This is a genomic window from Pseudonocardia oroxyli, assembly GCF_900102195.1.
Classification (GTDB): domain Bacteria; phylum Actinomycetota; class Actinomycetes; order Mycobacteriales; family Pseudonocardiaceae; genus Pseudonocardia; species Pseudonocardia oroxyli.
This window is the reverse complement of sequence record NZ_FNBE01000021.1, coordinates 1-12,221: the sequence shown is the minus strand read 5'-3', so window position 1 is coordinate 12,221 and position 12,221 is coordinate 1. Positions and strand designations below refer to the sequence as shown.

13 protein-coding genes are annotated in these 12,221 nt (G+C 68.3%); 12 read left to right on the top strand and 1 reads right to left on the bottom strand.

What is annotated here, in order from left to right:
- The first annotated feature begins 79 nt into the window (after positions 1 to 79).
- Positions 80 to 283 (top strand): DUF397 domain-containing protein, encoded by a 204-nt coding sequence (locus tag BLS43_RS25840; RefSeq protein ID WP_093089313.1) that lies wholly within the window; start codon positions 80 to 82, stop codon positions 281 to 283.
- A gap of 5 nt (positions 284 to 288) precedes the next feature.
- Here BLS43_RS25840 and BLS43_RS25835 read toward each other — a convergent pair whose 3' ends face one another.
- Positions 289 to 1,137 (bottom strand): helix-turn-helix domain-containing protein, encoded by an 849-nt coding sequence (locus tag BLS43_RS25835; RefSeq protein ID WP_245707841.1) that lies wholly within the window; start codon positions 1,135 to 1,137, stop codon positions 289 to 291.
- A gap of 82 nt (positions 1,138 to 1,219) precedes the next feature.
- On the opposite strand from BLS43_RS25835, the gene BLS43_RS25830 reads away from it, so the two are divergent.
- The 11 genes from BLS43_RS25830 to BLS43_RS25780 form a co-directional block, all read left to right on the top strand.
- Entirely contained in the window at positions 1,220 to 1,660 is a 441-nt protein-coding gene (locus tag BLS43_RS25830) for a hypothetical protein (RefSeq protein WP_093089311.1), read from the top strand.
- A 138-nt stretch (positions 1,661 to 1,798) separates the two neighbouring features.
- Complete coding sequence (locus BLS43_RS25825; protein WP_218130015.1) at positions 1,799 to 2,497, top strand: DUF4190 domain-containing protein; 699 nt, start codon at positions 1,799 to 1,801, stop codon at positions 2,495 to 2,497.
- On the top strand, positions 2,494 to 2,820 hold the full coding sequence (locus BLS43_RS25820; protein ID WP_093089310.1) for a hypothetical protein: 327 nt from the start codon (positions 2,494 to 2,496) through the stop codon (positions 2,818 to 2,820). Before BLS43_RS25825 ends, BLS43_RS25820 begins: the two co-directional genes overlap by 4 nt.
- Entirely contained in the window at positions 2,795 to 3,244 is a 450-nt protein-coding gene (locus BLS43_RS25815) for a DUF4190 domain-containing protein (protein WP_218130014.1), read from the top strand. The genes BLS43_RS25820 and BLS43_RS25815 overlap by 26 nt, the downstream gene beginning before the upstream one ends.
- Before the next feature lie 122 nt (positions 3,245 to 3,366).
- A complete protein-coding gene (locus BLS43_RS25810; protein WP_093089309.1) occupies positions 3,367 to 3,765 on the top strand; it encodes a hypothetical protein in 399 nt (132 codons plus the stop codon).
- Between the two features lie 120 nt (positions 3,766 to 3,885).
- On the top strand, positions 3,886 to 4,788 hold the full coding sequence (locus tag BLS43_RS25805; RefSeq protein ID WP_176921546.1) for a PASTA domain-containing protein: 903 nt from the start codon (positions 3,886 to 3,888) through the stop codon (positions 4,786 to 4,788).
- The gene (locus tag BLS43_RS25800; RefSeq protein ID WP_093089307.1) at positions 4,785 to 5,213 is read left to right on the top strand and encodes an LbetaH domain-containing protein; all 429 of its coding nucleotides are present in this window, start codon (positions 4,785 to 4,787) and stop codon (positions 5,211 to 5,213) included. Before BLS43_RS25805 ends, BLS43_RS25800 begins: the two co-directional genes overlap by 4 nt.
- Entirely contained in the window at positions 5,210 to 8,617 is a 3,408-nt protein-coding gene (locus BLS43_RS25795; protein WP_093089306.1) for a GDSL-type esterase/lipase family protein, read from the top strand. Before BLS43_RS25800 ends, BLS43_RS25795 begins: the two co-directional genes overlap by 4 nt.
- Positions 8,614 to 10,500 carry an FAD-dependent oxidoreductase gene (locus BLS43_RS25790; RefSeq protein WP_093089305.1) on the top strand — a complete coding sequence of 629 codons (1,887 nt, stop codon included), beginning with the start codon at positions 8,614 to 8,616 and terminating at the stop codon, positions 10,498 to 10,500. The genes BLS43_RS25795 and BLS43_RS25790 overlap by 4 nt, the downstream gene beginning before the upstream one ends.
- Positions 10,497 to 11,429, top strand: a complete 933-nt coding sequence (locus BLS43_RS25785; protein ID WP_143030227.1) for a patatin-like phospholipase family protein — start codon at positions 10,497 to 10,499, stop codon at positions 11,427 to 11,429. Before BLS43_RS25790 ends, BLS43_RS25785 begins: the two co-directional genes overlap by 4 nt.
- Positions 11,389 to 12,221, top strand: an 833-nt coding sequence (locus BLS43_RS25780) for a phospholipase A2 (RefSeq protein WP_218130013.1), incomplete at its 3' end; no start/stop codon positions are given. The genes BLS43_RS25785 and BLS43_RS25780, both read left to right, overlap by 41 nt.

The window sequence follows — 12,221 nt, the reverse complement described above, 5'->3', positions numbered from 1 at the left end:
CCAGGCTGGAGGGGGGCTCGGGTCGCCGCCGGTCGGTCGCCGCCGAGGAGACCGGCACCGTCAACGAGGGGGACTCAGCGTGCAGGATGCCGTGGTGTGGCGCCACAGCAGCTTTAGCCAGGGATCGGACCAAACATGCGTCGACGTCTCCATCGGGACAGGTGCCGTACGCGTGCGCGACTCCAAGGATCCGGAGGGCCCAACTCTGCTTTTCACCGAGGTCGAGTGGTCGGCATTCCTCCGCGGAGTGGCCAACGGCGAGTTCGACCTGCCGAACCGGTGACGTGGTCAATGCAGAGCCTCTATTCGCTCGGTGATCAGCGCACGCGACCCCACCGCGTCCAACGCGGCGACTCCACCATCCACTATGGAGGAACGGTATACAGCCACCTCGTCAGGTTCGTCAATGAAGGTGTTGCGGGACAGGTGTTCGGTGAACACCACGGGCGTAACGCCGACGGCGTTGAACTCGAACACAGTGAAGCCGACTCCGGCTGGCGAGTAGGCGCCCGCGGAGAAGGGAACGACGCGGAGGTCCACTGCGGACCTCTGAGAGAGATCGAGGAGGTGGCGGAGTTGGTCACACATCACCACCGAGCCGCCGATCCTCCGGTGCAGCACGGCCTCGTCGAGCAAGACGGTCGTCGCGGGTGGATTGGGCCGCTGCAGCAGGAGCTGGCGGCGCATTCGCAGCGCGACCCGGCGTTCCATCGTGTCCTTCGATACGCCGGATACCGATGCGACCAGACTCCGGGCGTAGGCGGCGGTCTGGAACAGCCCGGGAATCAGACCGACGCTGTGGTGCGATACGCGCGCCGCGCCGTCCTCAAGTCCGTAGAAGGTGGCCGATCCCGCAGGCACCACGTCGGTGTAGTCGTGCCACCAGCCTCGGCTGCGCGCTTCCCGCACGAGGCGTGTCAGGCGCTCGGTCTCGGAGCCGTCGAGCTGGTAAAGGTCGGCGGCCATCCGCACGTCTCCCAGCCGGACCCCAACCGCAGCCGTCTCCATCCGACTCACCTTCGCCGGCGAGCACCCGAGTGCCGACGCGGCATCCTCGAGAGTCAGGCCTGTCCGGTGGCGATGCTCACGTAGACCGGCTGCAAGTCCGAGGCGGGCGAGTACCGCATTCCCGGACACTGCTGCCTCTGACTCTGACGCCACGACGTACACCCTACCCAGTCAGCATCTTGCGAGATGCAAATTGCAGAAGCGAGTTCTCATGAGCGCACAGGACCGTGCCCGGCTTCACCTCACGGCTACTACGACCGCCAACGGCGAGGACGTGCTGAAGCACGTCAAAATGGCCGCCTCGCGGGTGAAGGGCGGAGGGGCCAGCCTGCTGACCACGGGCGCACAGAACATCGGCGCCCAGGTCAACGTCGAGAAGGAGACCGCGGAGGGGCTCAGCCTCTCGATCACCAGCGGGCGCAGGCTGGTCGAGTTGTGCACCTTCGACGCCGTGGTCACCTCGACTGAGAGGGGCGCGAGGCTGACGGTCGGAGGGCTTCAGACCTACAAGACGACCCAATCGACGGTGATGGGGTTCATCCCCGTCGGCCCGAAGGCGATCGCCGGCTATGCGCCTTACAAGCGGCTGCTCGACGAGGTCGCCGCCGAGCTTCGCTCGATCGACCCTTCCGCTGAGGTGACGATCGGATGAGCGGGGTGATCGGAACCTTGATCGGCATCCTGCTTGTCGGCGCCGCGGTGTACGGGCCGGTGCGAGTGCTGCTCTCCCGTCGATACCCGCGCAAGCCTGGGGGGACAAGTGAGTACATCGACGGGGCCCACTGAAGGTGTGGGCGAGAGCGGAACCCGGTCATCGCCGACGCCACCGACCCCGACTAACCAGTTTGCGATTCTGAGCCTCGTCTTCGCGTTCGTCGTCGCCCCGCTCGGGATCATTTTCGGCGTGATCGCGCGGAAGCAGATCCGCTCGCACGGCGGGAACGGGCAAGGCATGGCGACCGCGGGGCTAGTGATTGGGTCGATTCTCACCGGCCTCGGCGTGCTCCTCGTCGTGGTCCAGATCGTCGCGCTCGCGAGCCTCACCTCCGCAGTGTCGAGCGCCTCCCGATCCGGTGCCTACGATGTGACCGCCACAGCTGCTCAAGTGCCTGCCACCGCGCCTCGGACGGTTGCCGCGCAGGCGCCGCGAGCTGCCTCGCGGGTTGCTGTTCCGGCTGAGTTTCACGGCACGTGGACGGGGACTGCGACCCACTCGGGGTATCGCCGCTCCGCTGTGTCCATCGTCGTCTCCCCGACCGGGGGCGATCTCAGCTACCGGTTCACCGAGCTGAGTTGCACAGGAACGATGCGGCCAAGCTCGGCAAGCGGATCCCGCCTCACCGTCACCGAGACCTATGTCGCCGGAACCGGCCAGACAGCGTGTCCCAACGGCTCGACCGCGACATTGACTCTGAGTTCCGACGGATCCGTACTCTCGTACACCTCCCGCAGCGGTGCTACTGCTGAGCTCACGAAGGCGACGCCATGAAGTACACCCGAATCCTCACAGTGGGCGCATTGATGGCGAGCCTCGCCGCGTGCTCTGCAGGACCCGCTGGCAAGGCTGAGCTGTGCGAGAGCTTCGACCAGCTCGGCACGCAGCTTCTCAGTGGCAACGGAATCGGCAACCCTCTGTTCCGTGCGGCCGATTCTTTGGGAGATGTCGCCGAACGCTACTCGGCGCAGAACCTCGGCTCCGATGCGAAGAGCCTGCACGCGATCGCGGACTCCGACGGTACTGACAGCAACGAGCTCCGGAACGCCACGATGAACATCGCCAAGATCTGTGGCCATCCCCTCGGTCTGGGATGAGGCGGAGATGACGACGCGACCCGAGGCGGACGACTCCGCGAGCTACTGGTCCTCCACCTACGACAGCCATGAGTTGCGCGCGAGCCTCCCTGCGTCTGAACCGTCTCGGCCACAGGGCAAGCGGGAGCGCGTGTCCAAGGCAACGCCGCACCACGTCCCCGAGCTCGTGCCCAGGCGCCAGCCGAGCGCGGCGGCCAGCACGAACGGCGTCGCGATCGCCGCTCTGATCTGTGCGTTCCTGATCGCGCCGCTTGGCGTCATCCTCGGTCTCAAGGCTCGTAGGCAAATCCGTGGTGGAGAAGGCGAGGGCGAAGGTCTGGCCACCGCCGCGATCGTCCTGGGGTGGGTGCTGACCGGGTTCGGCGCCCTCTGGATCGTCCTTCAGTTGGTTGCCATCGCTGCGATCGCGAGGGCGGTGTCGTGAAAGTCGGGTTTCGTATTGGGGTCATTGCAGCCGCGCTTGTGGTGGTGGGCGCCTGCTCTGGACCACCAGCGTGGGATCCGAGCGCGTTCAGGCCGCTCGACCGCGAGCGGCCGTGGTGCAGGATGGACCTTGGCTACGTCTCCGCAACCACCGGCCTCGACTGGGAGATCGCCGAGGGATCGCCGGTGGGCTCGCATTGCGTCTATGGTCTCGCGGGGAAGCGCAAGGCGAGCGACGACATCATCTTCTCGACGAGTGTGGAATCCGCTCCCACTCTCTCGTCGCTGTCGCCCGCCGCGGTGCAGGCGGCGCTCGGCTGCGATCCAGAGAGCGTGGACCCACTGTCGGTGGCGTTGCACGCCTTCTCATGTACAGATCTGGCTCGACCCGAGTGGGTGTACGCCTTCTACCCGGGGGGCGACCGCTACCTCGTCGTGCGAGGCCTCGTCCCCGAGGGCGACCTTCGCACGGCGTTGCTGCAGAGCTGGGAACCGCAGCTCCCCTGGCTGATCGCCGCCTGACCGTCGAGTCATCAGAGTTCCCACGAGCAGGAGAGCATGTCAATCGAGAACGACGAGGAGACGTCTGTCCCCGCACCTCGTCCGGCCCGCCGGTGGCGTCGTCGGGCGGCGGTGGGCGGGGTGCTCGTGCTGGGGCTCGCGGCTTCCTTCGCCGGTGGCGCGGTCGTCGGGTGGCGCGAGGCGCTCCGGACCGATTCCGGCCGGGCGCCCGAGACCGTCACGGTGGCGGTCGGTTCGGCCGCAGCTGTGGGCGGCGCAGCCGTGGTGCCGGACGTGCGGGGACTGAGCAGGGCCGCGGCTGAACAGGCGCTCGCAGACGCCGGGGTGCCTCTGGTGGCGGTCGACCTCGCCGAGGTGCCGTCGGCGCTGCTGCCCGGGACGGTGTTGCGGCAGGACCCGCCGGGGGGAGCGCCGTTCGGCGGGACCGTCGCCGTCGATGTCGCCGCCCCGGGCGTAATGCCGCAGGTCGGCGGGCGTCTCCTGACCGAGGTGCGCGCCGAGCTCGAGCAACTCGGGGCCGAGGTGCTCGTAGATTTCGACTACGCCGACGGTGCCCCAGCGGGCACGGTGCTGGCCGCGGAGCCCGCGACGGGTCTGCCACTCACGCCGCAGGTCCGGCTGCGGGCGGCCCAGGCTCCCGCCTCGGTGTTCCTTTCCGAGCTCGTCGCCCTTACCGGTGGCGGCAGCGGCGGCAAGACCTCCTTGAACGGCTCCGACTACGACCAGTCGGTGCAGGTGGGGAGCAAGGCCGAGTTTCTTCTGGATCGAGGTGTACAGCGGCTCACGGCCACCGTCGGGATTCCGGATCGCGCGAACGCCGACTCTGCTGCGACCGTCGTGGTCAGTGGCGACAGGCGGGAGCTGCGGCGCGTCACGGTTGGCTACGGCCGCCCTCAGCCACTCGACGTCGACCTGACCGGCGTCCTGCGCCTGACCATCGAGGTGGACGGGGACTCCGTCGTGCTCGCCGATCCGCTCGTCCTCGGCCGACCCGAGGTGCTCGACCGACTGGAGCGCCGGTGAGACGCGCCATCGTGGGGGCAGCCGTCCTGGTCCTGCTCGCCGGAGCCGGCGCGGTCGCGTGGCTGCTTCTGCGAACGGAGGCGGTGACCCCCGCGGGCGAGCTCGTCGCTGGTGTACCCGCGCAGGTCGTCACCACCGTGCCAGCAGAGGAGGACCTCGCTGAGGCGATGGCGCTGCTCACCGATCTGCCGAGCAGCGGGCTCACCGCTCTCACGCCCGAGGCCCGCTCGCTCGTCGAATCGAGCGGGACACGCACGGTCCTTGCAGTCGACTCCCGCGTGACCGTGGATCCGGCGACGTGGGCTGACATCGGTGCGGCGGCGACGGTCGAGGTGACCGTCGACGGAACAGACCGCTACGTCGCGTCGCTTGTGCGAGTCGCTGAGGGCTGGCGACTCGTAGCTCTGACTCCGGAGACGTCGTGATCCGGCCGCCCGCCGCGCTACTCGTCCTGGTGACGCTACTGCTGATGCTGCCAGGCCCAGCGGCGCTGGCTGCAACGCCTGGCCCGGGGGTAGGGGATCCCTACTCGTGCGGGCAGCTCCTCGAATCGTCCGGCGCACTCGGGCCAGGCCAGCTCCGCACTCTGGGCGAACGCCGGTCCGGCATCGACCTGGTACCCGTCCTGTTCGTGCACGGCTTCAACTCCTCCGATGGGGTCTGGCGGCGTGACCCTTCGAATCCGGCGAACGATCCGGTGCTCGACCAGGGCGTCAGCGTCGCGCCGGACCTGAGCACGACGTTCGCGGAGCGAGTTCTCGCCGTGCAGGGGACTGTCGGGTTCAGCTTCGACTACAGCGCCGCGGCTCTGCAGTGGGTGACAGATCCGGCGATCGCCCCCGCGCTCGGCACTGTCATCGACTGCTTGGCGAGGACGACCAGCAATCGGGTCGTGGTCGTCGCGCACTCGATGGGGGGGCTGGCCACCCGGCTGGCCCTCGCCACGCCGGAACGGGCGGCGCGGGTGTCCACTGTCATCACATTGGGGACTCCGAACACCGGATCCGTCCTGGCCGGGGTCGGAGAGGTAGCTGGACAGGCGGTGCCCACCGCGGCCGCCAAGACGGCCCTGGACCTTGTCCTGGCCTCCTGTACCCGGAACCTCACGCATAGTGGTTCCGACGGCTGCGGGTGGCCGGGACTGAAGAACCTCGCTGCAGGGAACACACCGGCGGGTCTCGCGATGCGGCCCGGCACTCTGGAGCTGGCCGCGCTGCCTCCCTGGCCGGACTCCGTCCGGGTCGTCGCGATGGCAGGCCGGGTCACGCTGTCGGTGGGAGCATTGGTGCCCGGCGTCCCGCTGGTCGACACCGGTGCCATCGGCCTCGGTATCGACGCCGAGATCGGCGACGTCGTGGTCGGCGTCGATTCCGCCGTAGCAGGGGCGGACAGCGAGCAGGTCTTCGACTGTCGACCTGGCGGGCTCAATGCGCTTCTCCGGGCCCGCGCCGCGGCCGGATCTCCCTGCATGCATACCAACCTCCCGAGGTTGGCGGACGCCGCGATCATGGCGGCGTCGGCCACCAAGCGCGCCGTCCTGGCGGAGTTGGCCGACACCGACCCGGTCGTGGTCCCACGGCCGCGGACGGATCCTGGTCCACTCGTCTTCCTGGTCGACACTTCGAGCTCGATGGCCGAGAAGGACGCCGCGGGCGCCGTGCGGCTCGAAGCAGCGCAGACGAGTCTGCTCAACCAGATCCGGACGATCTCCGATCGTAGGGCTGCTGCGCTCTGGACCTACCCGGCGTCGGGGGGCAACTGCTCGGCCGGCGGGTATCGGCTCCCGCCCACACTCGGCGCGGCACCGCGGCTCGACGCCGAGATCCGGGCACTGCGTCCGAGTGGCGACACTCCTACTGGACCCGCGCTGCGCGCTCTGGTAGCGAGCCTGCAAGCGGCGGGGGAGTCGAGGGCGACCATCGTGCTGGTTTCGGATGGGGAGAGCAACTGCTCCGTGGACCCCTGCACGGTCGCCGAGTCCGTGCGCGCGCAAGGCTTCGACCTCCAGGTCGACACCGTCGGCTTCCAGATCTCGGAGAAGGGCCGCGCCGAACTGGAGTGCATCGCGGGCCGGACCGGCGGCAGTTACCTCGACGTCGACGACGGGGACACGCTGGGCGAACGGCTCCGGACCACCTCCCAACCAGTCCTCGACCCGGTCCTCAGCGCACCGACCACGGCGAGCCCCGGCACCGAGGTCACCGTGGAGGCCAGCCTGACCAACGCCGGAGCCGTGACCGCCACGGACGTCAACATGACGCTGCGGGCCGAGCTCGTCGGCCCCGACGGCGCCGTCACCGGCTTCACCTCTGTGCGACGCCCCGCCGTCCGGCTCGGCAACCTCGCAGCGGGCGCAGGGGGTCGGTACGCCTGGACGGTCACCATGCCCACCGACCCGCGTGGTGGATCCCTTCGTGTCGTACTCGTCACGACTTCTGAGGAGACCGCTACCAGGAGCACGTCCGTAACCCTGACCCTCCGGACGGGCCTCACCTCGGCAGATCTCGGGCCGATCCTGCGTGACGCTGCGGCCAAGGGGACCGCCGTCGTCCTCGGCGACTCCTTCAGCGCGGGGGAGGGAGCGGGGGACTACGAGCAAGGCATCGTGGGTGTCCCCGATCTCTGCCACCGAAGCCCGCACACCTACGCCGAGGACCTGTTCCCGAACGGCCGGGTGGTACTCGCCTGCTCTGGGGCGCAGATCCCAGCATTGACCACTTCGCAATGGCAGGAGGGTGATCCCGTCCTGCCTCAGTTGCGGCAGCTCGAGGACCTGCCCGACTCGATCGGACCAGTGTTGCTGACAATGGGGGGCAACGACATCGGGTTCGCAGGGATTGTCAAGCGCTGCGCTGGCCCGGGGGACTGCATCGCCGAAGACGAACGCACGAGCGAGCTTCTCGACGGACTGGCTGAACGCTTGGCGGGTGCCTACGCCGACATCGACCGGGTGGCTAACAGCGCCGACCGACGGGCCCAGCGCGGGGGCTCGATGACTCCCATCATCGTGCTCGCCTACCCCCAGTTGGTGACCCGACAGAATTCGAACCGCTGTCCCGCCTTGAGCCGCAACGAGGCTGATCAGGCCGTTGCGCTCGTGGACAAACTCAACGCCCAGATATCAGCCGGGGTCGAGCAGGCCCGCGCCGTGGGGGTACCGGTACTGTTCGCCGAGGATGTGTCGCAGGCCCTGTTGCCCACACACACCGTCTGCTCGGACGAGCCTTGGGCGAACCCCATCTATGATCTTCGCGATCCGCGGCTGTACACGCAGCCTGCCTTCCGCAATGAGAAGATGCATCCCACAGCGGAGGGGTACCGCGCTTTCACGGCCGCGCTGATCCGTTGGTCGCAGCGTCCTCAGGTGGCCCTGCCCGATCGGCTCGCCAGCGGTTCAGCCACCCTTGTCACTTCGACGGAGACTGGCGCCGAGCTGCAGCTTGCCCCCGACACCACCCGGGTCCGACGGGGGGAGACGGTCACGCTGGCTGCCGCGGGCTTCGCTCCAGGAAGTGATGTCCTCGTAGTCCAGAGGTCGGTGGTCGCAGCCCTTGGGGCCGGCACAGCCGACAACGGCGGTGTTGCACACCTCACGGTGACGCTCCCGGCCAGCGCGGCGGTGGGCGGTCACCACGTCGTCGTGGTGGGCATTGACCCGGACGGTCGCCCACACGAGGTCGCCGCCGCCGTGCACGTGTCAGGTGAGGCACCGCTGTGGCTCTGGCTAGCGGGCGGTGGCCTGCTGACTGCCGCGCTCGCGGGCTTGGTCCTGCTCGCCGTCCGGCGAGCCCGCTCGGACAGCACCACGTCGATGGAGGCGAACGGATGAGGGTGGCAGTCGTCGGTGCCGGAATCGCTGGGCTCTCGATCGCGCACTACCTCTCGGCATCCCCGGACGTACAGGTCACCGTCTTGGAGGCAGCAGAACACCCGGGCGGCCGGGCCGATGTCACCCCGGACGGAGGCGAGCACTGCACCCGCTACTTCCTAGACGACTACCTGTATCTGACCGAGCTGATGCAGGAGATCCCCTTCGACCGTGGGTCGGTGTTCGATCTACTGCAGCCTGTCCAGCGAATGGCGCCGCGCAGGCAGGGCGGGTGGAGCGAGAGCCGACACCTCTACCCGCTGCTAGACCGCAGCCTGCCGCTGCGGGACAGGTGGGCGATCTCCAAGGGGAACCGGGTGTCGCTCTTGGTCGCGCGGCGGAGCCCGGACTCGTCCAACGTGTTCGGTGCGGCGGCGAACTTCTCGTTGCGGTCCCTACTCGACGCCGTCGCCAACATGCGGCAGAGCGTCAGCGGCAGCGTCCTGCCAGGCAGCACCGCGCAGTACTTCGTCGAGCCGTGGGTAGCGCATTTACAGGCCCGTGGGGTGAAGATCCACTGCGGTCGGGAGGTGACGCGGCTGACGGTCGCCGACGAGGGGGTGGAGCTCGGCACGGGCGAGTCGAGGGAGGCTTTTGATGTCGTCGTCGTGACCGCGTTCGCTCACGATCTGTACGCCCTGCTCGACCGATCCGGCCACGCCCGCAAGCTCGACTGGCGGACTCACACTCACTGTAAGGCACTGACTATCGACCTCGACCCGCGCGAACCGATCCTGACAGACCCGCGGCCGCGCACCTACTCCAAGGACGGCACGACGACGCTCCTCCAACCTGCTGCGTCCCGGTGCGTCGCGGTCCCGTTGCTCGCCAGGTCGACGGTGGACGCGGACGTCCTGGGGCAGATCCGCGACCACCTAGGCCTGCGATTTCCACCGCTGCGGGTCCGCTCGCGGACGAACCTGCGTCCGGGCGAGGCCGTCTTCGTCGGCGAGCACGTCCGTGCCGAGGCGCTGACGACCGCTCTGGCCGGCGCTCGGGGAAAGGTCTACTTCGCAGGCAGCTACATCGCGAACAGCTACCGGGTCGATTCCGCGGAGAGTGCCTGTCGTTCGGCCTACGCCGCCATACAGGACATGGCAGCGGTTCACTGCGAGATTGTGCCTGCGTTGCGGATGCATACCGTCCCCGCTGCGCGTGAGCTATCCGGGACAGTCAACCTTCCTCATCCCAACACGGCACCGTCCGAACGTGCTCGAGCGAGGCTCTGGCGGCTTGCGCAGTGGGCGAGCATCGCGACCTGTGGGCCGATCGCCCGGCTCGACGTCGTCGGCGATGCCCGGGTCGACGGGCCCGCGGTGTACGTGGCGAACCATCGATCGATCTTCGACGTGGTCGCCGGCCTCCTGACCTTCCGGCACCTCGGAGTCCAGCCAGTCCTGGTCGTCAACGAGCGGTACTTCACCGGCCTGGCGGGCAAGCTGCTGGAGCTGGTCGGCGCCATCCCCGCCCTCCGCGGGTCGGACGCGACGATCCGTGCGGCCGAGGCTGCAGTTCGAGCTGGCAGCTCAGTCGCCTTCATGCCGGAAGGGCGCATCATCGACGAGGCGGCGGCACCGGCTGCCCGCTACGGACGCGGGGCCTTTGAGGTCGCCGAGTCGACCGGCCGCCCCGTCATTCCACTCGGGTCGTGGGGGACGGGCGCCCTCTGGCCGGACCATCGGCCGTGGCCGCTCGTCCGGGTCCCCCGGGCTCGGGTCGTGGTAACCGTCGGTCGCCCGATCTGGCCGAGGGACTCGGCCGACCTAGAAGGGGAGGTCCGCGCAGCCGTCGAGACCGGGGTCGAGTCGTCCCGGGTCCGGGCCACGACGAGGTGGTGGCGATGACCGTGCTTGCCGCACTTCCCCGACCCATGGCCTTCGTCCTGGGCGGTGGGGCAGGTTCCGCTGCAGCACAGGTCGGGATGCTGCGTGCGGTGACCGAGGCGGGGGTGTTCCCGGACCTCGTCGTCGGGACGTCCGCGGGTGCGCTGAACGGCGCGGTCCTCGCCGAGGACCCTGACGGCGCCGCCCAGCGCCTGTCCGCGATCTGGACCGGCCTGCGCACCCGCGTCCTCATCCCGGACTCCCGAGTGCAGCGGCTGCGCAACCTCGGCGGTCGCCGTCACCTCTATCGAGATGTCGGGCTTCGCCGGTTGTTCGAACAGACCCTGGCGTCGACGACCTTCGACGCGCTTCCGACGCCGTTGGCCTGCGTCGCGACCGACCTGGACTCGGGCGAGCCCGCGGTCCTGCGGGAGGGGCCGCTGGTCAGCGCCCTCCTCGCGAGCTGCGCGGTTCCGGGCGTCTTCCCCATGGTGCTGCGCGACGGTCGCCGACTTGCCGACGGACTCTGCGTGGCGAACCTGCCTGTGCGTCAGGCCCTCGAACTCGGTGCCGCCTCCATCGTCGCCTTCGACGGACGCCCAGCCGTTCAGCCGCCGCATCGCCGAGGGGACGTCCGCGACACCGTGTCCGCAGCGTTCGCCGCCACGGTCACCCACCAGACGCGGTGTGACCTGGCGCATGCACGCGCCGCGGTACCGACTCTGATTCTCCCTGGCCAACCCCAGCAGCGGCAGAAGGCCTTCGACTTCAGTCGGAGCGCCCAGACCATCGAGAACGCCCACCACGCCACCTGCCTCTTTCTTCCTGGAGATGTCGATGTCCACGCGCTCACGCCAGCCTCAATCCCCTCGGGGTCGGCTCCTGCTCATCCTCGCGATCGGGCTGTCGGTGGTCGCGAGCGCGTTCCTCACGGGCAGCGGCAGCAGTAGCTCGCCCGAGCTCGTCGCGTATACCCGAGCGGACCGCGACGAGCAAACGCGCTACGCGTACGAGACGATAAACCTGGATTACAAAGCGTTCATTGCTCGCAAGCGGGACTTCACGAACGCTGGCTGTCGGATCGAAGACTACGAGAACAACGGGTTCGCCTATCCCGGATGTCGCAAGCCCTCGCCGTATAATGCCTTCAACTGGACGGACGACGGGTGCAGTGGTCGCGAGCAGTTCGGGATCGTGGGTCGCGTCGTCTCGAATGTGTACCGAGACCTCTTCAACGAGCCCTGTCAGCTACACGACTTCGGTTACCGCAACTTCGGCAAGGGTCTGACGCTCGGTCGGATGGAGTCCGTCAGAGAGACCATCGACAACCGCTTCCACGCGGAGATGTACCGGCTCTGCAGTGACAGATATGGAAATATTCTTCAGCGTTATGCCTGTGAGGCGAACGCGGACAACGTTTGGATCGCGGTACGAGCGAAGGGTGGAGATTGGAATACGCCAGCTGAGACTCCCCTTGCGCCGTTGGCGCCGGATCAGCCCGTAGGCGGATCCACGCCACCGGCCGGCTCGTCGAGCTCTAACGCTGTGACGAACAACCCGAGCTCATTAGGCAACTGCACGTTCACTGATGCTGGCAATGCTGCCCGCATCGATGTGCCTCGCGGTGCGACGTTTAGCGACTCTCGCGGTATCGCATACCGCGCTGATAACAACTGTGGGCTCGCCGAGTTGCCGAAGCCTGCCTGTTCCTACAGTGATGCGGGGAACGGGAAGCCCATTGA